General features: G+C 34.6%; 31 protein-coding genes. 11 read left to right on the plus strand and 20 right to left on the minus strand.

Annotated elements, in window-relative coordinates; translation table 11 throughout:
• Positions 1-103: 103 nt before the first annotated feature.
• The 17 genes from AC3IS6_RS16015 to AC3IS6_RS16095 all read right to left on the minus strand — a co-directional run bounded on the left by AC3IS6_RS16015 (position 104) and on the right by AC3IS6_RS16095 (position 10,593).
• Positions 104-523 (minus strand): VOC family protein, encoded by a 420-nt coding sequence (locus AC3IS6_RS16015; protein ID WP_489160816.1) that lies wholly within the window; start codon positions 521-523, stop codon positions 104-106.
• Positions 524-723: 200 nt separating this feature from the next.
• Positions 724-1,158 carry an NUDIX hydrolase gene (locus AC3IS6_RS16020; RefSeq protein ID WP_489160817.1) on the minus strand — a complete coding sequence of 145 codons (435 nt, stop codon included), beginning with the start codon at positions 1,156-1,158 and terminating at the stop codon, positions 724-726.
• Between the two features lie 45 nt (positions 1,159-1,203).
• A complete protein-coding gene (locus AC3IS6_RS16025; RefSeq protein WP_489160818.1) occupies positions 1,204-1,782 on the minus strand; it encodes a YdeI/OmpD-associated family protein in 579 nt (192 codons plus the stop codon).
• A gap of 22 nt (positions 1,783-1,804) precedes the next feature.
• Positions 1,805-2,362, minus strand: coding sequence for a DUF4256 domain-containing protein (locus AC3IS6_RS16030; protein WP_489160820.1), 558 nt, complete (start codon positions 2,360-2,362; stop codon positions 1,805-1,807).
• Between the two features lie 70 nt (positions 2,363-2,432).
• Positions 2,433-2,816: a DoxX family protein gene (locus tag AC3IS6_RS16035; protein ID WP_173967853.1), complete on the minus strand. Its 384-nt coding sequence runs from the start codon at positions 2,814-2,816 to the stop codon at positions 2,433-2,435.
• Between the two features lie 181 nt (positions 2,817-2,997).
• Positions 2,998-3,465, minus strand: coding sequence for an SRPBCC family protein (locus AC3IS6_RS16040; RefSeq protein WP_489160822.1), 468 nt, complete (start codon positions 3,463-3,465; stop codon positions 2,998-3,000).
• A gap of 8 nt (positions 3,466-3,473) precedes the next feature.
• The gene (locus tag AC3IS6_RS16045) at positions 3,474-3,797 is read right to left on the minus strand and encodes an ArsR/SmtB family transcription factor (RefSeq protein ID WP_489160823.1); all 324 of its coding nucleotides are present in this window, start codon (positions 3,795-3,797) and stop codon (positions 3,474-3,476) included.
• A 155-nt stretch (positions 3,798-3,952) separates the two neighbouring features.
• Positions 3,953-4,324 carry a hypothetical protein gene (locus AC3IS6_RS16050; RefSeq protein ID WP_489160824.1) on the minus strand — a complete coding sequence of 124 codons (372 nt, stop codon included), beginning with the start codon at positions 4,322-4,324 and terminating at the stop codon, positions 3,953-3,955.
• A 134-nt stretch (positions 4,325-4,458) separates the two neighbouring features.
• On the minus strand, positions 4,459-4,827 hold the full coding sequence (locus AC3IS6_RS16055; RefSeq protein WP_489160825.1) for a hypothetical protein: 369 nt from the start codon (positions 4,825-4,827) through the stop codon (positions 4,459-4,461).
• Between the two features lie 187 nt (positions 4,828-5,014).
• Complete coding sequence (locus AC3IS6_RS16060) at positions 5,015-5,947, minus strand: transglutaminase-like domain-containing protein (protein WP_489160827.1); 933 nt, start codon at positions 5,945-5,947, stop codon at positions 5,015-5,017.
• Between the two features lie 18 nt (positions 5,948-5,965).
• Positions 5,966-6,817: a substrate-binding domain-containing protein gene (locus AC3IS6_RS16065; RefSeq protein WP_489160828.1), complete on the minus strand. Its 852-nt coding sequence runs from the start codon at positions 6,815-6,817 to the stop codon at positions 5,966-5,968.
• A gap of 50 nt (positions 6,818-6,867) precedes the next feature.
• Entirely contained in the window at positions 6,868-7,341 is a 474-nt protein-coding gene (locus tag AC3IS6_RS16070) for a DUF4265 domain-containing protein (protein WP_173967860.1), read from the minus strand.
• Positions 7,342-7,369: 28 nt separating this feature from the next.
• Complete coding sequence (locus tag AC3IS6_RS16075; protein ID WP_489160829.1) at positions 7,370-7,762, minus strand: VOC family protein; 393 nt, start codon at positions 7,760-7,762, stop codon at positions 7,370-7,372.
• Between the two features lie 3 nt (positions 7,763-7,765).
• The gene (locus tag AC3IS6_RS16080; protein ID WP_489160830.1) at positions 7,766-8,206 is read right to left on the minus strand and encodes a DinB family protein; all 441 of its coding nucleotides are present in this window, start codon (positions 8,204-8,206) and stop codon (positions 7,766-7,768) included.
• Positions 8,207-8,243: 37 nt separating this feature from the next.
• Positions 8,244-9,113, minus strand: a complete 870-nt coding sequence (locus AC3IS6_RS16085) for a nucleoside phosphorylase (protein WP_489160831.1) — start codon at positions 9,111-9,113, stop codon at positions 8,244-8,246.
• 84 nt (positions 9,114-9,197) lie between these two features.
• On the minus strand, positions 9,198-9,530 hold the full coding sequence (locus AC3IS6_RS16090) for a translation initiation factor (protein WP_489160833.1): 333 nt from the start codon (positions 9,528-9,530) through the stop codon (positions 9,198-9,200).
• Positions 9,531-9,642: 112 nt separating this feature from the next.
• A complete protein-coding gene (locus tag AC3IS6_RS16095) occupies positions 9,643-10,593 on the minus strand; it encodes an isopenicillin N synthase family dioxygenase (protein WP_489160835.1) in 951 nt (316 codons plus the stop codon).
• Between the two features lie 172 nt (positions 10,594-10,765).
• On the opposite strand from AC3IS6_RS16095, the gene AC3IS6_RS16100 reads away from it, so the two are divergent.
• The 7 genes from AC3IS6_RS16100 (at position 10,766) to AC3IS6_RS16130 (ending at position 18,439) form a co-directional block, all read left to right on the plus strand.
• Positions 10,766-12,742, plus strand: coding sequence for an alpha-ketoacid dehydrogenase subunit alpha/beta (locus AC3IS6_RS16100; protein WP_489160837.1), 1,977 nt, complete (start codon positions 10,766-10,768; stop codon positions 12,740-12,742).
• A gap of 67 nt (positions 12,743-12,809) precedes the next feature.
• Positions 12,810-14,552, plus strand: coding sequence for a DUF885 domain-containing protein (locus AC3IS6_RS16105; RefSeq protein ID WP_489160838.1), 1,743 nt, complete (start codon positions 12,810-12,812; stop codon positions 14,550-14,552).
• Positions 14,553-14,789: 237 nt separating this feature from the next.
• The gene (locus tag AC3IS6_RS16110) at positions 14,790-15,716 is read left to right on the plus strand and encodes an SDR family oxidoreductase (RefSeq protein ID WP_489160840.1); all 927 of its coding nucleotides are present in this window, start codon (positions 14,790-14,792) and stop codon (positions 15,714-15,716) included.
• Positions 15,700-15,837 (plus strand): hypothetical protein, encoded by a 138-nt coding sequence (locus AC3IS6_RS16115; protein WP_489160842.1) that lies wholly within the window; start codon positions 15,700-15,702, stop codon positions 15,835-15,837. Before AC3IS6_RS16110 ends, AC3IS6_RS16115 begins: the two co-directional genes overlap by 17 nt.
• A gap of 11 nt (positions 15,838-15,848) precedes the next feature.
• Positions 15,849-16,493 (plus strand): NAD-dependent epimerase/dehydratase family protein, encoded by a 645-nt coding sequence (locus AC3IS6_RS16120; protein WP_489160843.1) that lies wholly within the window; start codon positions 15,849-15,851, stop codon positions 16,491-16,493.
• Positions 16,494-16,499: 6 nt separating this feature from the next.
• Complete coding sequence (locus tag AC3IS6_RS16125; protein ID WP_489160845.1) at positions 16,500-17,630, plus strand: MBL fold metallo-hydrolase; 1,131 nt, start codon at positions 16,500-16,502, stop codon at positions 17,628-17,630.
• A gap of 14 nt (positions 17,631-17,644) precedes the next feature.
• The gene (locus AC3IS6_RS16130; RefSeq protein WP_489160847.1) at positions 17,645-18,439 is read left to right on the plus strand and encodes a helix-turn-helix domain-containing protein; all 795 of its coding nucleotides are present in this window, start codon (positions 17,645-17,647) and stop codon (positions 18,437-18,439) included.
• Positions 18,440-19,049: 610 nt separating this feature from the next.
• Here the strand turns inward: AC3IS6_RS16130 and AC3IS6_RS16135 are convergent.
• Positions 19,050-19,457 (minus strand): glyoxalase, encoded by a 408-nt coding sequence (locus AC3IS6_RS16135; RefSeq protein WP_489160849.1) that lies wholly within the window; start codon positions 19,455-19,457, stop codon positions 19,050-19,052.
• 60 nt (positions 19,458-19,517) lie between these two features.
• Here AC3IS6_RS16135 and AC3IS6_RS16140 point away from each other — a divergent pair, with 60 nt between their 5' ends.
• Both AC3IS6_RS16140 and AC3IS6_RS16145 read left to right on the plus strand, forming a co-directional pair.
• A complete protein-coding gene (locus tag AC3IS6_RS16140; protein WP_489160851.1) occupies positions 19,518-19,901 on the plus strand; it encodes an acyl-CoA thioesterase in 384 nt (127 codons plus the stop codon).
• 35 nt (positions 19,902-19,936) lie between these two features.
• On the plus strand, positions 19,937-20,365 hold the full coding sequence (locus tag AC3IS6_RS16145; RefSeq protein WP_489160853.1) for a hypothetical protein: 429 nt from the start codon (positions 19,937-19,939) through the stop codon (positions 20,363-20,365).
• A 64-nt stretch (positions 20,366-20,429) separates the two neighbouring features.
• Here the strand turns inward: AC3IS6_RS16145 and AC3IS6_RS16150 are convergent, their stop codons facing one another.
• Both AC3IS6_RS16150 and AC3IS6_RS16155 read right to left on the minus strand, forming a co-directional pair.
• Positions 20,430-21,686 carry a mechanosensitive ion channel family protein gene (locus tag AC3IS6_RS16150; protein WP_489160855.1) on the minus strand — a complete coding sequence of 419 codons (1,257 nt, stop codon included), beginning with the start codon at positions 21,684-21,686 and terminating at the stop codon, positions 20,430-20,432.
• The gene (locus tag AC3IS6_RS16155; RefSeq protein ID WP_173967873.1) at positions 21,679-21,966 is read right to left on the minus strand and encodes a DUF3817 domain-containing protein; all 288 of its coding nucleotides are present in this window, start codon (positions 21,964-21,966) and stop codon (positions 21,679-21,681) included. Before AC3IS6_RS16155 ends, AC3IS6_RS16150 begins: the two co-directional genes overlap by 8 nt.
• A gap of 103 nt (positions 21,967-22,069) precedes the next feature.
• Here AC3IS6_RS16155 and AC3IS6_RS16160 point away from each other — a divergent pair, with 103 nt between their 5' ends.
• Positions 22,070-22,600: a DUF6155 family protein gene (locus AC3IS6_RS16160; RefSeq protein WP_489160856.1), complete on the plus strand. Its 531-nt coding sequence runs from the start codon at positions 22,070-22,072 to the stop codon at positions 22,598-22,600.
• 111 nt (positions 22,601-22,711) lie between these two features.
• Positions 22,712-24,253, plus strand: a complete 1,542-nt coding sequence (locus tag AC3IS6_RS16165) for a DEAD/DEAH box helicase (RefSeq protein WP_173967875.1) — start codon at positions 22,712-22,714, stop codon at positions 24,251-24,253.
• Positions 24,254-24,366: the final 113 nt, after the last annotated feature.

Below are 24,366 nucleotides of genomic sequence, written 5' to 3' on the forward strand. Positions count from 1 at the left end.
AAATCTAGTGACCCGAGCGATTGCGAACAGGCGAAGCACAATCTGCGTGAAAAATTATTCATACAGAAAAATAGTTTATTTGTGCTGAGAAGGCTAATACGTCTTATGACGGCTCCCAAAGCTCAATTTTATTGCCTTCAGTATCCATAATGTGTACAAACTTTCCATAATCATAGGTTGCGATATCATCGAGTACGGTTACTCCGTTTTCTTTAAGCTGAGCGACAAGAGCTTCGATATGCTGTACCCGATAATTAATCATAAACTCTTTTTTGGAAGGCAAAAAATAAGCGTCATCTTTTTTAAACGGGCTCCATTGAAGTGATTCTACAACGTCGGGCGCATCTATTTTTCGGGATTCAAAAGTAGATCCCCAATCATTAACTTCGACTCCCAAGTTTTTGGCATACCATTCTCTGGTTTCCTTAGGATTGTCTGAAAAAAAGAATATGCCTCCAACTCCGGTTACTTTTGGAGTTTGGTCAGAAGAGGGATGGTCGGTTTGATTTTTTTGGTCTTCCATAAGATTTGTTTTTAGCACTAAGATAAAACTAATTTCTTTCGGTAAAGTCAAAATTTAGTCCCTTTACGGAGATGTCCAAATTCTGTATAGAAAGAGATTTAAAGAAATCTGCAGGATCTGCTTGAAGAAAACTCTCCAGTTAAAATCTTAATCACTCGAGTATTCTTTCTGCCAAAATGATAAAAAATGGATAGCAGAGATTAGTCAACGGATTTAATAAATCTAACACTGTCATTCCTAATTGAATTCCAATCCCAAAGTTGTATTTGATCTAACAGAAAATCTTTTGTAAAAAAAGCACCAGCTTGTTCAAATCCAATCCAATCGTAACCATCGTGTTCCTCTGATATTTTAATTTGATTTGTAATGAGTTCACTATAATAAATAATTCCTGTAATCTGACAATCATCGGTTGGTATATAATTCCAGGTGTCAATTACTTTAACAGGTCTGATCTCGAGATTTAATTCTTCTTTAATTTCTCTTTTTAATGTTTCCTCGGCAGTCTCTCCAAATTCCATTCTGCCACCAGGTAAATCCCATATTTTAATTCCCTCAACAAGGTTATGAACAACTAAAAAAGTATCGTTTTTTATAATTAAAGCCTTCACTGAAAAGAACATTTCTTTCTTCATATCAATTTATTTTTGACAACATTATTAGTTGTTTTTCTAAAGAGATCAGTCTTTTAATCCTTTCCCTTCAAGAATCTGATCGATCACTTTTTCAACTCTTGATACTCTGGTTGTAGAATTTTTAGGAGATGAAAAATACAGTAAATAAGCACGTTGACGCCCTGGACTTAAAGCTTTAAAAGCAGTTTCTAAAGCTGTATTTGTGTCTAGTTTCTTTTGAAATTCTTCTGCAATCTTAAAGTCGGCAGTATTTTTTAATTTAACTTTTAAGCCTGCTTTTTCTACTTCGATAGCCTGATAAATATAGGTTTTCAAAATTGTTTTTTGAGCAACTATTTCTTCAAGATTGGTAAAGCGAATTTGTCGTGCTGCCTGTACATTTTCACTTTGATGGATAAGAATCTGATCGGTATCTGCCAATAAAGCACCTTTAAAAAACAAAAATGCACAGTAATCCTTAAAAGAGTGGATTAAAACAATATTGCTGTCATGAAGAGTGTAGCAGGCAGTACCCCATTTTAATTCTTCGGTCAACTGGCAATCCAAAGCGATTTTTCGCAATTCGTCCAGTTCTTTCTGCCATTTTTCGGCATTCTCAAAATAAAAATCAACTTTTGGATTCATAAGCACAGTTGTAAAAATTCATTTAAACGTTCAAAGCCCCTCTAAAACCTCTTGCGGCATAATAAGAGTCAGCACCATTGTGATAGACAAATACGGTATTGTAACGAAAATCAGAGAATAGCGCGCCTCCCAGTTTACGAATTTCAATAGGTGTGGCGATCCAGCTTGAGGTTTTAGCATCAAACTTACCGAGTTTTTGAAGCTGTTTGTATTGTACTTCATCTAAAAGCTTAATTCCCATTTCCTCAGCCATATTTATGGCACTTCCAGCAGGTTTGTGTTCTTTTCTTTTTTCTAAAGCTTCATGATCAAAACACAAACTTCTGCGGCCTTTTGGGCTCTCGGTCGAACAATCGAAAAAAGTATACTCGTTTGTTTCCGGATTAAAACCAACTACATCTGGTTCGCCTTCCGTTCTTTCCATTTCATCAAGGGACCATAGTTTTTTTGGATTTGCTTCCAGTTTTTTCTGAACGTTGTCCCATTCTAGGCCTTCGTGTCGGTTCATGTTATTTTCAAAACGAATTCTTAATACTTTCAATAATTCTTCACTTTGTTCTGCTGACAGTTTGTTTTTCATTTCTTTATATTTTAGGGGATAAATATTTTAATAAATGCTTTTGTTTTAGGGTTTACCAAGTCACAAAAAATTACGCACTCACTAAAGCTGTTTTTCTTTCTGTAGGTCTGTAGTACCAGGATACGATAGTAAGAACGATAAGCAATACCGGGCCGAATAATTCTTTTGGATGATCTCCGACAGCAAAATGTGAAAAAACGGCACCACTCATGGCAAAAAAGAACCCGGCATAAGCCCATTCTTTTAATAAAGGAAATTTAGGAATCAAAATGGCAATAACACCCAGTAATTTCCAAACTCCAAGCAGTGTTAAAAAATACAGCGGGAACCCCAAATGCTGTATCATGCCTTCTTGTTCTTTTATTTTTAACATTTGTACGATTCCGGTTGCAGTCATTCCTAACGCCAGCCATAATGTCGCAACCCAATAGATAATTTTGTCTCTTTTTTTCATGATTTTATAATTTAGTTTAAGTTAGATTTAATATTATTAAAAAGGTGTTTCACTTATGCAAAGCACATAAAGACTGCTATATGTTAGAAACAGGTTTCTTTTTATATTCTTTTAGACACACACAAAACCTATGTTTCTATGTGTTTAATGATTTTTTTATTAATTACTACCTCCAACGGTTTTAGTTTAGTTTATTAGCAATTTCCTGTAATCTGTTGTGCGCCATATTGATTCCCTGAGCAAAAGGGAGTTTTAACATCTGATCTCTGAGTGCAGCAGATTTATAAATAATATGCATTCTTAAGAGGCTGGTTTCAGCGGTTACGGCTTCAAATTCAAGAAACTCAAGCTGCGGCGGAAAAGGGGAGCCCTCCATTTCAAAGGTTCGTGTGATTTTCTGCTCGGGAAAAAACTCGTGAATAACTCCGTTAGCTTTAAAAACAACATTTCCTTTGGGATCTGAAGTTTCAAACTGCCAACTGCCGTATTTTTTGTTTTCGAGTTTCAACACTTTGGTTCCCATCCATTGTTCTACAATTTCAGGTTCAACGTAAGCCATAAATAATAATTTCAGCGGAAGATCAAATTCTCTTGTAATTACTAAGTCTTGCTGGCCCTCTTCGGCACTAATTTTTGTTTTTCTTTCCATAGATTAGGTTACTCTTTTGGTTTATAGTTTTTCATAATACTTTCTAGTTTGTTAAAGCGATCGTCCCACATTTGGCGAAAAGGCTCTATAAAGTCGGCAACTTCTTTCATTTTTCTGGCGTTTGTGAGGTAGTAAATTTCTCTTCCGTTCTGCGTTTGCTCCAACAACTCACATTCAGTTAATATTTGAATGTGTTTTGATATCGTTTGTCTTGACGAATCAAAATTTGCCGCAATAACCCCCGGAGTCATTGACTGGATTGCTACTAAGCTTAAGATTGCCCTGCGGGTAGGGTCGGCAATTGCCTGAAATACATCTCTACGAATTTCCATTATGCAGTTATTTGACTGCTAATTTAATGCAGTTATTTGACTGCACAAAACTTTTAAGGATATTTTTTTAATTTTTTTTGTGCAATCAGAAGATTATCAGTGATTTTGCGGTTTCCGAACGGAAAGTCTGTAAGGAATAAATTGTATCTATGGCGCTAACGACTTGCAATTTTTAGTTCTGTTTTGGCCAGAAAGAGTATAATTGTAATTTCTGCCAGAAAATAAAATACCGCTAAATAGGTGATGTGGGTATAAAGATATAGCAACAGGCCTGCTGTGAAACCACAATATAACAGGTTTGCAAAAGCAATAATTTTAAGACAGCCGCGCCAATTTTCTTTCGCAAGCCAATAACTTGCAAACGAAGAAGCCATAAGCAGACAGGCTAAAACAGCAAGAAGATAGAGCGTATTTTTGGGGACACCAAAGTAGATTTCCAATTCAACCAATACTACACCCAACAAAAGGGTAGAGAATAAGGCTCCTAAACCATCGATCAGAAATATTTTTTTCGAATTTAAAGACATAGGTTCAATTAAGATTTGGTGATTTGGGTGCATTAAAGTTAGGTCTAAAATACTAATTAACAAAAGCTAAGCAAAATAAAAACCACTCTTTGCGGTTAAAAAAGAGTGGTTTGATTGTTTTAAAGTGTAAAACATTATATTTTTTTAAGGGTAATTTTCATTTCTTTACTGTCCAGAGTCAGTTGCTCTTCTGTAATAGTACTTTCGCAAGGATAAGGAGTACCGGTTTCATCTTTAATTACTAAACTTTTTCCACCTTTTGTCAAAACATAAGTACCATCGTTAATTTCTTGTGTTAGAAATCCGGTCACGTGTCCATCCTCAGTAAAGGTTAGTGTGCCCTGAGTTAAAATTACATTTTTCAGAGAATCTGAAAGCGGCTCTTTAGGTTCTACAGCAGTAATTTTCCAGGAGTTTATCAATTTATTTCGACCTTTGTGACAAGAAATCATTAGCACTGTCAGTAATGCAATTCCGAAGATAAGTAATTTAGATTTTTTCATGATTTTGTGATTAGATGTTAAACTACAGAAAATTACAAAATTTATTTTAATTAAAAATCTAAAAATCAAATATTTATAAAATTTGAGATGTCAAACACCCGACTATACGCTAAAAGCTTATAAACACTACGATTATAGAAAAGTCACAGTATATGAGTGACTTATGATTATGACGAGTTTAGGACAATTAGTTTAGTGTCAAAGCTCCCAGAATTTCTTCATACATAAACGGCCCGCCGGGGTATTTGGCGGTATAATCCAGATTCATCCAAACCTGTCCACGCTCGTCCATATGGTAATGAATTTTTTTACCGTAACTCTCTTTAACAAAAAGTACGTTCTTAATCAGGTAGTTGACTTTTTCTAAGTCGATGGCTGAACCAATAAGAATTTCAGGATAAATGTGTCCTTTGGTATGAATTAATCTCGGAGTTCCGCCAATAGACCGAATGGCTGCTGCCATCAGAATCGAGTGATCGTCGCAATCGCCGGAAAAATACTCTAGGGACTCACTGGCTGTTGCAATATAATCACCTTCTTTAGGGTCATTGACATAATTCCAGCGGCTGTTGATTTCTTTAAACACAGCAAAGCACTGGATAATAGTTCTGTAATCGGAATATCCTTTTAAACCTTTGAAGTGCTTGGTAGTAGCCATTATTGCAAAATTCCGAACTTTTGGATTCTGATATTCTATCGCATTGATGATTTTTGACTTATTGGGAAAAGGTAACAGCTTGGCCACGATGATATCCTGAGGAAATGGGTTGTCAGACATGGTATAAATCATCGAATTATAATCTTCAGAGATCTCGCTGAAACCGTAGTTTCCGATAACGCTTCCGTAAAATAAAACCAATAAATACAGGGCTATGCACAGTATAATGATAGTTCTGAGTAACATTAAAAGAAAGAAAATCGCAGCAAAAACAAATAAAAAGATAAAAACGCGATCTAAATTGAATTTCCATTCTAAATCAATCAGATTCTGATGTAATATGATAAAAATCGGAATCGTAATCAAAAGACTCAATAGCATAATTATAATCCTATCCCAAGGTGATTTCACCTGTAATTTGGATTTTAATTGCGGAAAGTCAATTTTAGGAAAATTTATCATAAGAATCAAAAGCAGTTTTTACAGCGCTTTTACGGTTTCAACAAAAGTACTTTTTTTATCAATAATTCCGAGATCAAATAACTGATTTTGAATTTTAGTAAAAGCTTTCTCAGTTAGTTGCTTCTGAGACCACTGGGTTAGTTTTAACCATTCCTGAATGTCTTCCGGTTTTTGATTGAAAAGTTCCGATAAGGTTTTATCAATATTTGGAATCTCAGCAAAATCCTGAGTCGTTTTATTAATGATCTCCAGTATTTTTTCGACAATTTTCGGATTCTTTTTTAAAAATTCGTCTCTAACTGTTATTACAAATGATGGCCATGGAGTGGGGCAGTCGCCAACTCTTCTGAAAATACCTTTATCCACCAGTGGTTTGGTCATAAAACGTTCCCACATGAAATAGTCAGAAGTTTCGTTGGTCAAAGCTTCAACGGCTCCATCAATGGTATTTATAATTTCAAACTGTAAATTATCGGTTTCCCAGCCTTGTTCATGCGCATTCACATACGCCATCAGCTGCGATCCTGAACCTAGTCTCGAAATGGCAGCTTTTTTACCTTTAAGATCTTTCACCGTTTCAAAGTTTGACTTTGCAGCGACGTGAATTCCCCAAATCAAAGGAGATTGTACGTAAATCTGAACTATTTTGCTAGGGTTTCCTGCGATAATATCTTTTATGATTCCTTCGGTTAAAATAACAGCAATGTCAGCTTCATCATTACGAAGCATCTGACACATTTTGCCAGTACCTTCAGGAATATCTTTCCATTGTAAATCGATATTTTCAGCTTCAAATTCACCATTTTCAATGCAAAGTTGCCATGGTAAATTGAAGTGTTCAGGAACACCTACAATTTTTACAGTTTTCATTCTGGTATAAGTTTAAGTTTGGTATGCGTAATTTAAGTTTATTTGGGGAATTAATTTTTCAACAAATCTGTTCTGTGTTTCTCAGAGAGGCAAGGCTCGGCAAATTCAATTATGGCATTGGATTCATATTCTGATAATATAATTTTTACCATTGAATAATCGATACTTTTTACAATTTCAACTGCAAGAAAGGTTTCGTTTAATGCTTCTGACAAGCAGTTTAAAGCTTTTAATTTTTCACGTATGATTTCTTTATCAAATTCTTTATCTAAAATCAGAACCTGAACTATTGAGTTTCCTGAATGCTCTATTGTTTCTTTGTGAATAAAACACTTTTCATTTTCATCATATTCTGCTCTAAAAGTATCATCAGTTGCAATTAAAGGCCCAAAAAAGGGAATATTATCCAGTTTGAAATATCCCTTTTCTAAATCTATAATTTCGGCCCACATGGTTTCTGAAACTATCTCTTCGAGATAGGTACTGTAATATTTGAACAGGATTTTTTTATGCGTTTCTGCCATTATTTAATTTGTAATTTTTTTTATTGAACTAGTTGATTTCACTGATCACTGCTTTCAACGGCGATAGTACAATACGATAACCATCAGGATCTAAGAACATTTTACCATTCTCATTCCAAAAAGGATTGGTCGCAGTTAAGATTGAGATGTTGTGGCGTTCAATTCTGTCTATCAATTCATTGTAATCTATAATTGATTTCGGGTAAAGTACAATAACATCATCTTCATCAAACGTATGATTTGCTTTTGTTTTAGATTGTGTAAATTCAAAATGCCAGTCCAATCCGAGCATTCCAAGGAAAACACCATCATAATTTTTGTGATTCTGAAAGCTGCCCAAAAGTTCAAAACCAAGGACATTGACATAAAAATCAACCATTTTTTCAATATTATCGGTATGTCGGGCAACTCTTAAAAACATAAGCTAGGATCTTATCTGATGAATATGATGTTCTAAATGTTCTACATAATCAGTCATTAAAAATTTTAAATCAATCACAGATTCATCACTTAAAATGATTGCATAAGCTAAAGCCTTTTCATCAACCGATTTCATAATTCTTACGATTTGTCGGTTGATAGAAAGCCAAAGCTGCGTCAGATCATCAATGTCCATTGTTTGGTATTGATTTAAATTTACCAGATCCATTTGGTTGTAAGGTCTGTGGCGGTAAGGTTTCTCTAGATAATTAATTTCTGTAAACCGAACCAGATTATGAATTCCGGAATCAACCAAATGTCCAATAACTTCTTTTTTAGACCATTTTTCCGGAATTTTTGCTTCTAAAATTTCGCTTTCAAGAGAAGGGAAATAAGCAGCATTTTCATTCAGTAATCGTTCAAATTTTAAAATTGCATTTTCCATGAAGTGTCTAATTTCCAAATGGATTAAAGTTATTGAATTAGTTTCCTGCCAGCTTATCTAAAGTATATGCAATAAGTGCATCTACCGCTTTATAAGGATCTTCGCTAAAAGTTCCAGAAGCGCGATTGGCAATAATAGCATTTAAAGATAAGGCATTATGTCCTAAAAGAGCTGAAAGTCCGTAGATAGCAGCCGTTTCCATTTCTAAATTGGTAATTCTCTGTTCGTCAAAGTTAAAATTATCCATTTTACTGTTTAATTCCTGATCCTGGATGTTTAGACGTAAAACACGTCCTTGTGGTCCGTAAAAACCTCCGGCTGTGGCGGTAATTCCTTTAAACATTTTATCCGATTCGATAATTTTCTCCAGTTTTTCAGAACAAGCAATTGCATAAGGCTTTCCTTTTCTAGCATCCCAGTTCGTATGCTTGATAAAAGCTTCTTCGATATCAGCATTCGAAACGTCATCAATTAAATAAGAGCGAAGCATATTGTCTAGTCCCAATCCAAATTTAGACATCACAAAACTGTCTACAGGAATATCAGTTTGTAAAGAACCTGAAGTTCCAATTCGTATAATATTCAAAGAAGTCAGATTTTCTTTTGGCTGGCGTGTTTCAAAATCGATGTTTACCAAAGCATCAAGCTCGTTTATTACAATATCAATGTTGTCAGGACCAATTCCGGTTGACATTACAGAGATTCTTTTTCCTTTGTAAATCCCGGTTTGTGTTTTAAATTCTCTTTTTTGTGTTGAATATTCAATAGAATCAAAAAACTGAGTGATTTTTTCTACTCTGTTTTGGTCTCCTACGAAAATTATATCGTGTGCAATATGTTCAGGACGAAGGTTTAAATGGTAAACGCTCCCGTCCGGGTTAAGTATTAATTCTGAATTTTGTATCATTTTTTTTTAAAATATCTAAGTTTTTTTTGTTTCTGGTTACAAGTTTCAGGTTTCAGGGTGTCATAACTTGAAACCTGAAACTTTTCACCCTCCAACTCTTTTAGTTTTGAATCCTTTTGCTTTAAGGATCTCCATAATCTTGTCGCGATAATCTCCCTGAATGATTATAGAGGCGTCTTTAAAAGTGCCGCCAACGCTAAGTTTGGTTTTAATTTCTTTGGCCAAAACTTTAAAATCTTCATCTGATCCTTCGTAGCCTTCGATTATGGTTGTAGCTTTTCCTTTTCGTTTTTCGAATTTGCAGATCATCGGCTCTTTTTGAATAAAAAGAACATGGTCCTGCTCCTGAATTTCTTCAGGTTCGTTGGATTCGACATGATCCGGAAACAAATTTTTTAATTGATCTTGTAAGTCCATGGATTTTTATGCTTAAAATAAATTCCAATAAATATAGTATGTAAAAATTAAATTCCAAATTCCAATTATGAGTTTGGAATTTGGAATTTAAAGATTGGAATTTAATTTATGTTTATTTTTTAATTAAACCTAAATCTACCAAGCGTTCGTATAAATAATCTCCCGCTGTAATATCTTCGAATTTCTTAGGATTCTCGTCATCGATACAGTTTTCCAGACAATCCAGCTTCATATCGCTTACCGGGTGCATGAAAAACGGGATAGAATAACGTGAAGTTCCCCATAATTCTCTTGGTGGATTAACTACCTGATGGATAGTTGATTTTAATTTGTTGTTGGTATGTCTTGATAACATATCTCCAACATTAATCACCAACTGATCGTCTTCTGCAATAGCATCAATCCATTCGCCATCGTGATTCTGAACTTGAAGGCCTTTTCCTTGAGCACCCATCAATAATGTGATTAGGTTGATGTCTCCGTGGGCAGCCGCGCGAATCGCATTTTCCGGCTCAGAAGTAATAGGTGGGTAATGAATTGGTCTTAAAATAGAGTTTCCTTCTTTGGCATACTGGTCAAAATAAAACTCATCTAAACCTAAATGTAAAGCTAGAGCTCTTAGTACATAAACACCTGTTTTTTCAAGCATTTGATACGCCTCTTTACCTACAACATTAAAACGAGGTAATTCGTTAACATTTACATTTTCAGGGTACTCCGCTGCATACTTGGAAGAAGCATCCACATACTGGCCAAAGTGCCAGAATTCTTTTAAATCTCCCTCTTTGCGTCCTTTAGCATGTTCTTTTCCAAAAGATACATAACCTCTTTGTCCACCAATGCCGGGAATTTCATAATTATGCTTAGTTTCTATTGGCAAAGCGAAAAATTTTCTAATTTCGCTATAAAGCTCGTCTACTAACTGGTCGTCTAAGAAGTGACCTTTTAGGGCTACGAAGCCAATGTTTTCAAATGCACTGCCGATTTCATTTACAAATTTTTGTTTACGTTTCGGGTCGTCCGAAAGGAAATCACGTAAGTCTACACTAGGAATGTTTTGCATACTTTACATTTTTATTTTAAAGATAAAAGGCTTTCTAAGGCCTTTCAATAACAAAGGTAGAGAATATTTTAGAATTGAATTTTAAAAGTTATACTAAAATTAAAATTTTCTAACAAAAAGCTATAAAATTGTTATATTTTTCTATATTTGAAATACTAAAAACTAACCGCTAATGATCTTTTACAGACAAGACCTAACTGATACTCAATTATTAGACTTATATAAAAAAATCCTAAAGCCCCGACTCATCGAAGAAAAGATGCTGATTCTAATTCGTCAGGGAAAAGTTTCTAAATGGTTCTCGGGAATCGGGCAGGAGGCAATCGCAGTAGGAGTTACCTCTGTTTTAGACGACTCAGAGTATGTGTTACCAATGCACCGGAATTTAGGGGTTTTTACCAGCAGAAACATTCCGTTGCACCGTTTGTTCTCACAATGGCAGGGAAAAGCTAATGGTTTTACGAAAGGAAGAGATCGCAGTTTTCACTTTGGTACTCAGGAATACAATATTATAGGAATGATTTCGCATTTGGGCCCGCAATTGGGGATCGCAGACGGAATTGCTCTCGCACATAAACTTCAAAAAGATAATAAAATAACAGCTGTTTTTACAGGTGAAGGCGCTACCAGTGAGGGTGATTTTCATGAGGCGCTGAATATAGCTGCCGTTTGGAAATTACCTGTTATGTTTGTCATCGAAAATAACGGTTACGGACTGTCTACACCAACAAACGAGCAATATTTTTGTGAGAATCTGGCCGATAAAGGTATAGGCTATGGTATTGATAGTTATATTATTGATGGAAATAACATATTAGAAATCTACAATAAGCTGGCGCAATTGAAAGAGGAGATGCAGAAAGATCCGCATCCTGTTTTGTTGGAGTTTAAAACCTTTAGAATGCGTGGTCACGAAGAGGCGAGCGGTACAAAATATGTTCCACAAGAATTAATGGACGAATGGGCTGCAAAAGACCCAGTAGTGAACTATAAAAAATATTTAGTTGAAACAGGTGTCCTTACTCCTGAATTAGATGAACAATTACACAGCACTATTAAACAGGAAATTGATGAGAATTGGGCAATTGCCAATGCAGAGCCAGAAATCATTCCTACTTATAGTGATGAATTAAATGATGTTTATAAAGCCTATACTTATGAAGAAGTTAAAGCAGATTCAGAAGTAGAGAATATTCGGTTTATTGATGCGATCAGCAGCAGTTTAAAGCAATCTATGGAGCGGCATGAAAATTTGGTTCTAATGGGTCAGGATATTGCAGAATATGGCGGAGCCTTTAAAATTACTGATGGTTTTGTAAAGGCGTTTGGAAAAGAACGCGTACGGAATACACCAATTTGCGAAAGCGCAGTCGTTTCTGCCGCAATGGGATTGTCGATTAATGGTTTCAAAGCCATTGTCGAAATGCAGTTTGCCGATTTTGTTTCTACAGGTTTTAATCCGATCGTTAACTTACTAGCCAAATCTCATTACCGTTGGGGTGAAAAGGCCGATGTTGTCGTACGAATGCCATGCGGAGGCGGAACTCAGGCTGGGCCTTTTCATTCGCAGACTAATGAAGCGTGGTTTACTAAAACACCAGGTTTAAAAGTTGTTTACCCAGCCTTTCCGTATGATGCAAAAGGATTATTGAATACTTCGATAAACGACCCAAATCCGGTTTTATTTTTCGAGCACAAACAATTGTACCGAAGCATATATCAGGATGTTCCTGCAGGCTATTATACTATTCCGTTAGGGAAGGCAGCCTTATTAAAAGAAGGAGAGTCTGTTACTATTATCGCTTTTGGCGCTACAGTTCATTGGGCGCTGGAAACTTTGGGTAAAAATCCTGAAATAAAAGCTGATTTGATTGACTTGAGAACATTACAGCCTTTGGATACTGAGACCGTTTTTAATTCGGTTAAAAAGACCGGGAAAGTGATTATCTATCAGGAAGATACTTTGTTTGGCGGTATTGCCAGCGATATTTCGGCTTTAATTATGGAAGAATGTTTTGAATATCTGGATGGTCCTGTAAAAAGGGTAGCCAGCTTAGATTCGCCAATTCCGTTTACAAAAGCCCTGGAAGATCAATTTTTGCCTAAAAACCGTTTTGAAGGCGTTTTATTAGAATTATTGAAATATTAATTACAAATCGCAAATTGTTTTGCATAAAGAACATTTTTTTTATCTTTAAACCATAAAAAAATAACTTATGAAAAAACTGTTTGCTTCAATTTTTGCAATTACCTTACTTTTTTCCTGTAATAAAAGTGGCAAGTCTAACGGAGATAAAGTGTTAGATACAAAATTCGATACATACAAGGATCGTTTTGTTACTGATTTATGGAAGATTAACCCAGGCTGGGCTTCAGGTGTTGGCTATCATAAACTTGACAGTGTTTTGGTTGTTCCGGATGGATCTGAGGAAAAAAGACAACTTGATTTTGCTAATGCACAATTGGATTCTTTAAAACAATTTAATCCTGAGGATTTGTCTGATAATAATAAGACCGATTTTCAGATGATTAAAAATCAACTGGAAGCTACTATTTTTAGTGTAAAAGAACTAAAATCATCTCAGTGGAATCCTTCTGAATATAATGTCTGCGGGGCATTTGCAGAAATTCTAAATGGTAAATATGATACTCCGGAAGTTCGCTTGCGTGCTTTCAATGCTAAAATGAATAATGTTCCTGCTTATTATGAGGCGGCAAAAAAGAATATTAAGAATCCAACTTTAGAACATACAGAACTTGCTATAGCGCAAAATCTTGGAGGTTCCAGTGTTTTTGATGTTGATTTGGCTGCGGCTTTAGAAAAAAGTAAACTTAGTGCTGTTGAGAAAAAAGACATATTGAACAAAGGGATAATTGCCAAAAAAGCAATTACAGATTACGCCGATTGGTTGAAAAAACTATCCAACAAAACACCTCGTTCTTTTAGACTTGGAACGGAATTGTATGCTAAAAAATTCAATTTTGATATTCAATCAAGTTATACTGCCGAGGAAATTTTTAAAGTTGCTGTAGATCATAAAAAAGATTTGCATGAAAAAATGTTTGTTCTGGCGGATAAACTTTGGAAGAAATACAAAGGAAACGCGCCAAAACCTGCAGATAAACTGGACTTAATTAAACAGGTAATTGATAAAATCTCTTTGCAGCACACTACACCGGAGAAATTCCAGTCTGAAATTGAAAAACAAATTCCGGAACTAACAGCTTATGTAAAAGCAAAAGATTTATTGTATATTGACCCTTCAAAACCGCTGGTAGTTCGCAAAGAACCTGCTTATATGGCTGGAGTTGCGGGAGCTTCGATTTCGGCTCCGGGCCCTTATGATAAAAATGCCAATACCTATTATAATGTAGGAAGTATGGCGGGTTGGACAGCTGAAAACGCAGAAAGCTACTTACGCGAGTACAATGATTATATTTTACAGATTTTAAATATTCATGAAGCTGTTCCTGGGCATTACACCCAATTGGTGTACAGTAATCAGTCACCAAGTATCATTAAATCTATTTTAGGAAATGGTGCAATGATAGAGGGCTGGGCTGTTTATGCAGAGAAGATGATGTTGGAAAGTGGTTATAAAAATTCTGATGAAATGTGGTTGATGTACTACAAATGGAATTTAAGAGCAACTTGCAATACTATTTTAGATATTAGTGTTCACACTAAAAACATGTCTAAAGAAGCGGCTTTGGATTTATTGATCAAAGAGGCATTCCAGCAACAAGCTGAGGCAGATGGAAAATGGAAACGTGTTACTTTATCGCAAGTACAGTTGTGTTCTTATTTTACAGGATATACAGAAATCTACAATTTAAGAGAAGAACTTAAAAAGAAAGAAGGAGATAAGTTTAATCTGAAAAAGTTTCATGAGAAATTCTTAAGTTTTGGAAGTGCTCCTGTGAAATACATTAAAGAATTAATGTTATCTGAGGAATAAAACTAACAATGATTCTAAGACTATAGAATCATTGTTTATACGATTTTGTTTTATCTGTGTATAAAACATTTTTTTGAGAGTCGCATCTAACAGGTGCATTGTAAAAAGACTAACAGGTTATTGTAACCAGTTAGTCTTTTTTATTTTTTTGACCTTTTGAACAAAATAAGTTTGGACTTTTAAACAAAGTTAGTAGTTTTTTTTATGTTGAAATTTGCCTTATTAATTTGTATTAAAATGACAAAGTCAAATAAAGAAACAACAGTTTTAGTTACAGGAGGATCCGGATTTGTCGCAATTCATTGCATTTTACAATTGCTTCAGCAAAACTACAGCGTAAAAACAACACTTCGCTCCATGAACAGACAGGAAGAGGTGAGAAGTATGCTGAGAGTGGGCGGAATTACATCATTTGAGAACTTATCTTTTGTCGAAACAAACCTCTCCAGTGATTATAATTGGAATGAAGCCACTAAAGATTGCGATTATGTACTGCACGTTGCAACTCCAATCTCTCTCAAAGTTCCAAAGCATGAGAATGATGTTATTTTACCCGCTGTTGAAGGAACATTAAGGGTTCTGAAGGCAGCAAAAGAAGCAAACGTAAAACGAGTAGTATTAACCTCATCTTTTGCGGCAGTTGGTTACAGCCATAACGATTCTGATACATTAATTACGGAGGAATGTTGGACGGATCCAAGCGACAAAACGCTTTCAGCTTACTTAAAATCAAAAACACTGGCTGAAAAAGCTGCCTGGAACTATATTACGAAAGAAGGAAATGGGCTAGAACTTACTGTTATTAATCCAATGGGAATTTTTGGTCCTTCATTAGGCCCTGACATTTCCAGTGGTTTTGAAGTTTTAAAACAAATGCTCGACGGATCAATGAAGGCAGTACCTAAAATTTCTTTCGGGATTGTAGATGTTCGTGACGTTGCCGACTTGCATTTGCGTGCCATGATTAGTCCGGCCGCCAATGGAGAGCGTTTTTTAGCCTTTACAGGGGAAATAGTTTCATTGCCTGAAATTGCACAACTTCTGAAAAACAAACTGGGAGACCGGTCGCAAAAAGTTTCTACTAAAATTTTACCGAATTGGGCTGTGCGTTTCTTTGCTCTTTTTAATGCTAAAGCCAAAAAATGTTGTGCCACAACTGAATAGGGTTAAAAAGGCAAGCAATGAGAAAGCAAAGTCAATCCTGGATTGGAATCCAAGAACCAGTGAGGAAGCTTTACTGGCTTCTGCCGAAAGTTTGTTTCAATTTGGAGGAGTTAAAATTTAAATTTAAAATATATGAAAGTAATAGTAACAGGAGCAACCGGTATGGTGGGTGAGGGAGTTTTGTTAGAATGTTTAGAAAACCAGACAGTAAAATCAGTTTTAATGGTCAACAGGAAACCATCGGCTTTAAAACATCCAAAACTAAAAGAGCTGATTATTCCTGATTTTATGCAGCTGGAAGCTTTTAATTCAACACTTACAGGTTATGATGCTTGTTTTTATTGTGCCGGTATCAGTTCTGTTGGTATGGATGAAGCTAAATATACACAGATTACTTACGACACTACGATTCATTTTGCCCGTAAATTAGTGGCTTTAAATCCGAACATGATATTTAATTATGTATCTGGAAGCCATACAAATAGTTCGGAAAAAGGTAAGATTATGTGGGCCAGAGTAAAAGGAAAAACCGAAAATGATTTAATGAAGCTGCCTTTCAAAAGAGTTTATAATTTCAGACCCGGATTTATGAAGCCATTCAAAGAGCAGAAGAATGTAAAAAGCTTTCTTAAACCACTCATTTTTCTATTTCCAATTTTGCTTCCAGGCAAATCATTAACCCTAAAACAAGTCGGACAGGCTATGATTAACAATGTCGCAAAGGGATATTCAAAAAATATACTTGAAATTGAAGATATCAGGATCGCTGCAAACTAAAAACAAATGAAAAAAGTAAAACAAAAACTAAAAAAAATCATGATTATATTATTTGCTATTATGTCCCTGCTGGCAACCATTACTTTCGCTTATTTAAAACTACCGCAGTTTGGAGAAAATCCGTCAGGACGACGACTTTTACAGATTGAAAAATCAGTTCATTATAAAAATGATAGATTTCAAAATATTATCGAAAGACCAACATTATCACAAGGATATTCAATTTGGGGAGAACTGTACAACGTCGTTTTTAAGGATTATCCACGAAGAGAACCGACAGATTCTTTACCGTCCGTGAAAACAGAATTAAAAAACATACCAATCGATTCAAAAACATTGGTATGGTTCGGACATTCGTCGGTTTTTATGCAGCTTGATGGAAAAAGCATTCTGATTGATCCGGTGTTTAGTGGTAAAGCATCGCCTTTGCCCTGGGGAGTTCGCGCCTACAAAGGAAGTGATATTTATAATGCTAATGATATGCCTGAAATTGATTATTTATTCATTTCTCATGATCATTATGATCATTTGGATTATGAAACGATTACAGCTTTAAAAAACAAAGTAAAACATGTTGTTTGCGGACTTGGAGTAGGGGCGCATTTTGAGCGTTGGGGCTACAAACCCGAGCAAATTATAGAGAAAGACTGGAACGAAAAAATAGATATATCCTCGAACTTTACTATTTTTACAGAAACAGCGCATCATGAGTCGGGAAGAGGATTGTTGAGAGGTAAAACTTTGTGGATGTCTTATCTGATTCAGACTCCGGACTTGAAAATTTATATTAGCGGAGACGGCGGTTATGATGAAAGATTCAAAAGAATTGGAGAAAAATTCGGTCCAATTGACTGGGCTGTGATGGAATGCGGACAGTATGATAAAGCTTGGCAGTCGGTACATAATTTACCCGAAGAGGTAATGAGGGCTACCGTTGATTTAAAAGCAAAAAATATGATTCCGGTTCACCATTCAAAATTTACTTTAGGAAAACATGCCTGGGATGAACCTTTGAAAAAAATTACCCAATTTTCTGAGAATAAACCATATCGATTGGTCACACCAATGATAGGAGAAGAAGTGAACCTTCAAAGCAACAACCAGCAATTTAAGCGTTGGTGGGAAAATGTTAACTAATCGGAACTGAAACAATGAAAATTACAGAGATAAAATCATGTTATATCGGACCCGAGATTTCGCCTGAACAGTTCATTGCGGAGCATTTTTTTCTTTACCTCGCAAAAGGAACAGTCCACGGTTATGATGGCAATAAAAATTACACCTTAAAATCCGGGGATTATTGTATTGTCCGAAAAAATTATCTTGCGCGGTACAACAAAGAAAAAGAAAATGACGAATTTGAAAAAGTAGTTATAATTCTGGACGAACAGTTTTTAAAGAAAATTAAGGACAGACATCAGATCACAGCTTCAGCTTCAAAACCAGCAGAAGCTTTTGTAACATTAGAAAAGAATGAGTTGATTCCTAATTTTGTTCGGTCCTTAGCGCCTTATTACAACCAGACAGGAGCAATAGATGATACATTCTCAGATATAAAACGAGAAGAATTAGTGATGGTTTTATTAAAGCTAAAACCTGAATTAGCGGCTATTTTCTTTGATTTTACAATACCCGAAAAGATCAATTTAGAGCGATTTATGCTTCACAATTACAAATTTAATGTAAGTTTGGAACGTTTTGCTTATCTCACCGGAAGAAGTTTATCTTCTTTTAAAAGAGATTTTGCTAAAATTTTTAATACCACACCAAGTCACTGGTTGATTCAGAAAAGACTAGAAGAAGCCTATTTTTTAATGGAGAAAAAGAATCAAAAGCCGTCGGATATTTATTTGGATTTAGGCTTTGAAGATTTATCTCATTTTTCATTTGCTTTTAAAAAGCTGTTTGGTTTTGCTCCTAAGAAATTGATGGAACAGAAGTTTTAATAACAACTGGGTTGGGCAAATTTTTAATGGAACTTCAAGACACTTGAAGTAGTTTGTGTATTCGATCCATTTTTCGTTTGTTAATGGATGTTTATTTCGGATTTGATTAAAAATTACTATAGAACTATTAGTCTACATTAGAATTATGTCCTGTGTAAGTTGATAAAAGATGAATTATTATAGGATCAAGAAACTCGATGTTTTCATCATTAATTTGCAAAGACATTTTGGAGCTCCAATACTTTATTTTTAAATCAGCTATTTTAGTTCTATTCGAATAATAAGAAAAACCAGTTTTGAAAGAAAAGAGATTCTCATTTGTTTTTCTTATTTTTTTATTGATATCAAAGAATAAATTTAGTTCCGTAATTTCACTTATATCCTTTGTTTTTTGCTTATTCTAAAATAAAATTTTATACTTCGGAGAACTGAAAACAGGCTCATAACTTTGCAGTTCTAAAATTAGATCATCATTAGAATTAAAAATTTTAACTAAATTCTTTCTTAACCAGTTAAACTTTATAGTGGAATAAAACAATAATTCATCATTTTTATAAGCGAAAAAACTTTGCTTTTTATCTTCAGTAAATTCTATATTCATTTTAAGTATTTAATTCGAATTCGACTCCAGTTCAAACAACTGTACCTGACTTTTCAATCGGTCGATCAATAAATTCATCATTCTTTTGTTTAAACTTGAAGAGTTTTGAATATATGTTTCATATTCTTCAATTGTAAAAAGAGCAATTACAATTCCTTTCAAAGAATTTCGAAATTTAATGTCCTTTTGAATGGAGTTTTCGATTGTTTGGAGTTTTTTTTCGACAGTGTAAGAGTAAAAATCAGCTTTATTTTTATTGACATAGTTGATAAAAACCGCAACAAATAAATCATTCTGAAGTTTTAGGATGGGTCTAATCGTTTGATTTTGAAACAACTCATCTTGTGAAGATTGAGCACTTATAGTTCCTAAAGTTTCGCCTCTGAATTCTTTTAAAAAAGTGTCTCTCGTTTCCATGTTTTTTCTTTAAATTTAGAAAAAAATCCGATACAAAATTTTTTATTCAAACTAAATATTATGCGATTTCATACCAGAAAATGGGTCAAACCCGAAGATTTAAATCCAAACGGAACATTATTTGGCGGAAAGTTACTCGCCTGGATCGATGAAGAACTGGCTTTGTACACGATCATTCAGTTAGAAAACACAAGAGTCGTAACCAAGTACATGTCGGAAATTGATTTTAAGAGTTCTGCCCGACAAGGGGATATTGTTGAAATTGGAATAGATGTTATAAAATTTGGAAATACTTCACTAATTCTAAAATGCGCAGTACGTAACATGATGACCCGTGAAATCATCATCACCATAGACAAAACTACAATGGTTAATCTCGATGAAGACGGTAAACCTAAAGCTCACGGAAAAACTCAAATTGAATTCGTAAAAGACCGTCTATAGTTCTTTTATATCTTATACGGTATAAATCTTCAAAAATGATTAAAAAAATTATACTCGTTACCTTATCGTTTGTTTTCTTACTGTCCTGTAATTCAAAAGAAAATAAAGAAATTTACAATCATGCCGTTTATCGTGCGGTTCACAAAGGTGATACAGCCGTCTTAGATATTCATATAAACGACAAGAGATTTTACGGTCGTTATGAAATTTTCTACCATAAAATTGGTAAGGATTCCGGAGATGTAAGAGGAAACATTAAAGGAGATACTTTAAGAGGTGACTTTCATTTTATTTCCAATGGAGGAGGCTGGAGAAGAATTCCGTTGGCTTTACTGAAAAAAGAAAATAAATTTATTTTAGGGAAAGGGATAATTGGTACCTATATGAATCTTCCTCTTTTTTTACCTGAAGTGCCTATAGAATATAACGAATCAGGGTTTGTTTTTGAAAAAGTTAAGAAATAAGCTTCAGTCGCGGTCTCAGTTTTCAGTCTCAGTAAAAACTGAAGACTGTGACTGTGACTGAAAACTAATTTAAATGCCCAATTTTCGACGGCAATTCGAATATCTCAAGGTCAAAATATTCAACAGAAGCCATTACATGGTCAAAAATATCGGCCATAATATATTCGTAGTTGGCCCAACGTTTATCACTTGAAAAAGCATAAATCTCCAAAGGAACTCCATTCGCAGTCGATTGCAACTGGCGGCACATCATGTGCATGTCTTTGTTCAAACCTGGGTGTGTTACCAAATACTGCATGATGTATTTGCGAAACAGTCCTAAATTAGTCATATTTCGGCCATTAAGCGCTAAAGTTTTATCGACACCGCGTAAATCATTGTATTTATCGATTTCGGATTGTCTGGTTTCGATGTAAGAAGAAATCAATTGTACCTTCTTCATTTGATTTAAATCCTCATCATTCAGAAAACGAATACTGCTGCTTTTGATCAAAATGTGTCTTTTGATTCGTCGTCCGTCAGACTTCTGCATACCGCGCCAGTTTTGAAAAGAATCAGAACTCAAAGCATAAGTTGGTATTGTGGTAATCGTATTGTCAAAATTTCGGACCTTAACAGTCGTCAGGTTAATCTCGATAACATCTCCATCCGCACCAAACTTATCCATCGTAATCCAGTCACCAATGCGAACCATATCGTTTATAGCCACCTGAACACTCGAAACAAATCCAAGAATAGTATCCCTGAAAATCAATATAATAATGGCAGAAAGTGTTCCTAGAATAGTAAGTAATTCGCCTTGTTTGATTCCAAATAACTTTGAGATAATAATGGCAACTCCAAAAATCCAGAGCACGATCATAATAACCTGAACGAAGCTATCGATAGGTTTATCGCTGTATTCCGGTTTTTGTTTTAAATAATCGCGTAAGGCATTAAAAATGGTTCTGGTAATCCACAATCCAAGCAAAACAATATAAACACCAACTATTTTCCCAAAAACTGACTCCCAGTATTCGTACTTGTCCAGAATAATTGGAACTGCCTTGTAAATAAAGAAAAACGGAATTAGGTATGCTGTGTATTTGGTTGTTTTATTGTGAATCAGATAATCATCAAATTTTGTTTTGGTACGCTGAGCGAAAACAGCAGTCAGTGTAACCAAAACAAATTTTGCCAAATAATAAATAGCATAAGCCAGTATCACCATGATGGCGATATTAAAGATCAGGCTGACATAAGAAGCCATATTACGACTCATGCCCCAATCTCTAAAAATAGGGTATAAAAAATTAAATATTTTATCCAAAAGTCTAGGCATTATTCTCCAGGTATTTTTTTTCTACATAAAAAGTTCCAAACGGAATTAGAGAGGCGATCTGTATAATTGCAAAGGTTTTTAAATCCCAATTTTGTGGTTTTTTAAGTAAAAATGCCAACAGTACATATCCGATAAATAAAACGCCATGGGTCATTCCTAACGGACGTAACAGGGTATGATAAAGTTCAGGATTATTGGTTTTGATGAAAAGCATATTGGTAAACAATACTAAATAAGAGATTCCCTCTAAAATTGCAGTAACTTTGAAAATCTTGAGCATATTCTATTTTTTGAGTTTAATACTAGCAAAATTAAGTATTATCGTTGGTTTTTGCGATATGAATCAGGAAAGTAATTTACTTTTGTAATCTTAAACTTTGATAATGAGTAAACGCGATTTAAAAAAATACTTAGTCGGATTAAGCAAAGAGCAGCTCGAAGAGCAAATTATCGAATTGTATGAAAAGTTTAGTCCTGTTAAAGTGTATTACGATTTTGCTTTTGATCCAAAAGAGGATAAATTGTTGCAGGAGTGTAAGGTGAAGATTTCGCATGAATATTTCCCAATTAAAAAAGCCGGAGCCAAAAGACGCCCTAAAGCAAAATTGCGTCGCTCGGTAGCCCAGAAATACATCAAACATTTTATGCTGTTAGGAGTAGATCCTTTTGTTGTGGCTGATATTATGCTTTACAATATAGAGATCGCGCAAACGTATTCGTCACAAAATCCGGTTAAGCAGGAATTGTTTTACAAAAGTATTCTGAATTCATTTGAACAGGCTGTGAATTTTTCAATTTCCAATGGAATTTTGCCTGATTTTAAAGAAAGAATTATTGCCATTCAACAAGAAACTCTTCAACAAAAATGGAAAAATAAGTATGATTTTGAGGCAATTTTAGAGAAAATCGATTAATAAGAGTAGTTCTCATAAAAAATCTTATTTAAAAAAAACATTTATTTTAGGTTAAAATAAAGTGAAAAACTGTTTTTTCGGTGTATTTTTGCAAAAATCCAAAAATAAACAATGTCTCAAAACACTTTAGAAATAGAAAGAGAAGAGAAAAAAGAACTTTATGCATATCAGAAAGGCGATATCGATGCCATTTTTGAACGTTTAGATAATGCTCCTTCGAAACATCATTTATTATATCAATTACCTACTGGTGGTGGAAAAACAGTGATTTTTTCCGAAATCGTTCGTCGTTATTTAGCTAATAATGATAAAAAAGTGGTTGTTCTAACACACCGTATCGAACTTTGTAAGCAAACCTCAAAAATGCTAAAGGGGTTTGGTGTTTCTAATAAAATTATTAATAGTAAAGTAAAAGAGTTACCGGATCAAAACGATTTTTCATGTTTCGTGGCGATGGTGGAGACATTGAAAAACCGGATCAACGACGAGAAGTTACATTTAGATAACATTGGTTTGGTTATCATTGATGAGGCACATTATAACTCATTCCGAAAACTATTAAACTCATTCAAAAATGCTTTTATTCTTGGAGTAACAGCAACACCGTTGAGTTCAAACATAAAATTACCAATGCATCAGAGTTATAATGAACTTATTGTGGGTGACACCATTAGTTCATTGATCGACAAAGGATTTCTGGCGCGTGCGACTACTTATAGTTATGATGTTGGATTAACGTCACTTAAAGTTGGTATCAATGGTGATTATACTGTAAAATCATCAGATGATTTATATACGAATACCATCATGCAGGAAAAATTACTGCATGCTTATACCGAACGTTCGTTAGGTAAAAAGACCCTAATTTTTAATAATGGTATTCATACTTCGTTATACGTGTATGAAACGTTTAGAGAAGCAGGTTATGATATCAGACATCTTGATAACACCAGTAGTTCTGAAGAGCGTAAAGACATCTTACAGTGGTTCAAAAAGACTCCTGACGCGATTTTAACTTCTGTGGGAATTTTGACAACCGGTTTTGATGAGCCAACAGTTGAAACGATTATCCTAAACAGAGCAACAAAATCATTAACTTTATACTATCAGATGATTGGCCGTGGATCTCGTAAATTACCTGGAAAAGATGAATTTACAGTGATTGATCTTGGTAATAATGCCGCTCGTTTTGGTTTGTGGAGTGAGCCGGTAAATTGGCAGCACATTTTTAAATCACCCGAGTTTTATTTAGAAAACCTACGTGATGACACAGAGATCGAATTGTATTTCAAATACAGTATGCCACCGGAATTACGTGCTAAATTCAGCAAAACAGCCGATGTTACTTTTGATGTTGATGAAGAACATAAATTAATCATCAAACAAAATTTACGATCTAAAGTTGTATTGGATAAATCATTGGAGCAGCATGCTGCGATGTGTGTTGACAATACAGAAACTTTACAAGAAGCAAAATCATTAGGTAAAGAACTTGATGATGATATAGAATGCCGTATCAAACGTTATGCAAAATGCTTAAGCCAATGTAGTAAAAACTACCGCGAATGGCTGGTTGACGATTACAAACTAAAATTAGTTTTACTTATTGGTAAAAAGTATCGTGAAAAAATCATGAACGAACCGGATGAATAGAGAAATTTTGTTTCAGGTTCCAAGGTTTCATTAAACAAAATTATATTCTTAAAAGGAGAAATAGCATCTTAGAATAATCTATTCTATTGCAATTTCTCCTTTGCAAATTACTA

It is taken from the genome of Flavobacterium sp. KH_035 (genome assembly GCF_057839565.1).

Excerpts from the sequence above, each read along its gene's own strand:
- AC3IS6_RS16015 (WP_489160816.1), bottom strand. The coding sequence starts at position 523 with ATGGAAGACCAAAAAAATCAAACCGACCATCCCTCTTCTGACCAAACT.
- AC3IS6_RS16020 (WP_489160817.1), bottom strand. The coding sequence starts at position 1,158 with ATGAAGAAAGAAATGTTCTTTTCAGTGAAGGCTTTAATTATAAAAAAC.
- AC3IS6_RS16025 (WP_489160818.1), bottom strand. The coding sequence starts at position 1,782 with ATGAATCCAAAAGTTGATTTTTATTTTGAGAATGCCGAAAAATGGCAG.
- AC3IS6_RS16030 (WP_489160820.1), bottom strand. The coding sequence starts at position 2,362 with ATGAAAAACAAACTGTCAGCAGAACAAAGTGAAGAATTATTGAAAGTA.
- AC3IS6_RS16035 (WP_173967853.1), bottom strand. The coding sequence starts at position 2,816 with ATGAAAAAAAGAGACAAAATTATCTATTGGGTTGCGACATTATGGCTG.
- AC3IS6_RS16040 (WP_489160822.1), bottom strand. The coding sequence starts at position 3,465 with ATGGAAAGAAAAACAAAAATTAGTGCCGAAGAGGGCCAGCAAGACTTA.
- AC3IS6_RS16045 (WP_489160823.1), bottom strand. The coding sequence starts at position 3,797 with ATGGAAATTCGTAGAGATGTATTTCAGGCAATTGCCGACCCTACCCGC.
- AC3IS6_RS16050 (WP_489160824.1), bottom strand. The coding sequence starts at position 4,324 with ATGTCTTTAAATTCGAAAAAAATATTTCTGATCGATGGTTTAGGAGCC.
- AC3IS6_RS16055 (WP_489160825.1), bottom strand. The coding sequence starts at position 4,827 with ATGAAAAAATCTAAATTACTTATCTTCGGAATTGCATTACTGACAGTG.
- AC3IS6_RS16060 (WP_489160827.1), bottom strand. The coding sequence starts at position 5,947 with ATGATAAATTTTCCTAAAATTGACTTTCCGCAATTAAAATCCAAATTA.
- AC3IS6_RS16065 (WP_489160828.1), bottom strand. The coding sequence starts at position 6,817 with ATGAAAACTGTAAAAATTGTAGGTGTTCCTGAACACTTCAATTTACCA.
- AC3IS6_RS16070 (WP_173967860.1), bottom strand. The coding sequence starts at position 7,341 with ATGGCAGAAACGCATAAAAAAATCCTGTTCAAATATTACAGTACCTAT.
- AC3IS6_RS16075 (WP_489160829.1), bottom strand. The coding sequence starts at position 7,762 with ATGTTTTTAAGAGTTGCCCGACATACCGATAATATTGAAAAAATGGTT.
- AC3IS6_RS16080 (WP_489160830.1), bottom strand. The coding sequence starts at position 8,206 with ATGGAAAATGCAATTTTAAAATTTGAACGATTACTGAATGAAAATGCT.
- AC3IS6_RS16085 (WP_489160831.1), bottom strand. The coding sequence starts at position 9,113 with ATGATACAAAATTCAGAATTAATACTTAACCCGGACGGGAGCGTTTAC.
- AC3IS6_RS16090 (WP_489160833.1), bottom strand. The coding sequence starts at position 9,530 with ATGGACTTACAAGATCAATTAAAAAATTTGTTTCCGGATCATGTCGAA.
- AC3IS6_RS16095 (WP_489160835.1), bottom strand. The coding sequence starts at position 10,593 with ATGCAAAACATTCCTAGTGTAGACTTACGTGATTTCCTTTCGGACGAC.
- AC3IS6_RS16100 (WP_489160837.1), top strand. The coding sequence starts at position 10,766 with ATGATCTTTTACAGACAAGACCTAACTGATACTCAATTATTAGACTTA.
- AC3IS6_RS16105 (WP_489160838.1), top strand. The coding sequence starts at position 12,810 with ATGAAAAAACTGTTTGCTTCAATTTTTGCAATTACCTTACTTTTTTCC.
- AC3IS6_RS16110 (WP_489160840.1), top strand. The coding sequence starts at position 14,790 with ATGACAAAGTCAAATAAAGAAACAACAGTTTTAGTTACAGGAGGATCC.
- AC3IS6_RS16120 (WP_489160843.1), top strand. The coding sequence starts at position 15,849 with ATGAAAGTAATAGTAACAGGAGCAACCGGTATGGTGGGTGAGGGAGTT.
- AC3IS6_RS16125 (WP_489160845.1), top strand. The coding sequence starts at position 16,500 with ATGAAAAAAGTAAAACAAAAACTAAAAAAAATCATGATTATATTATTT.
- AC3IS6_RS16130 (WP_489160847.1), top strand. The coding sequence starts at position 17,645 with ATGAAAATTACAGAGATAAAATCATGTTATATCGGACCCGAGATTTCG.
- AC3IS6_RS16135 (WP_489160849.1), bottom strand. The coding sequence starts at position 19,457 with ATGGAAACGAGAGACACTTTTTTAAAAGAATTCAGAGGCGAAACTTTA.
- AC3IS6_RS16140 (WP_489160851.1), top strand. The coding sequence starts at position 19,518 with ATGCGATTTCATACCAGAAAATGGGTCAAACCCGAAGATTTAAATCCA.
- AC3IS6_RS16145 (WP_489160853.1), top strand. The coding sequence starts at position 19,937 with ATGATTAAAAAAATTATACTCGTTACCTTATCGTTTGTTTTCTTACTG.
- AC3IS6_RS16150 (WP_489160855.1), bottom strand. The coding sequence starts at position 21,686 with ATGCCTAGACTTTTGGATAAAATATTTAATTTTTTATACCCTATTTTT.
- AC3IS6_RS16155 (WP_173967873.1), bottom strand. The coding sequence starts at position 21,966 with ATGCTCAAGATTTTCAAAGTTACTGCAATTTTAGAGGGAATCTCTTAT.
- AC3IS6_RS16160 (WP_489160856.1), top strand. The coding sequence starts at position 22,070 with ATGAGTAAACGCGATTTAAAAAAATACTTAGTCGGATTAAGCAAAGAG.
- AC3IS6_RS16165 (WP_173967875.1), top strand. The coding sequence starts at position 22,712 with ATGTCTCAAAACACTTTAGAAATAGAAAGAGAAGAGAAAAAAGAACTT.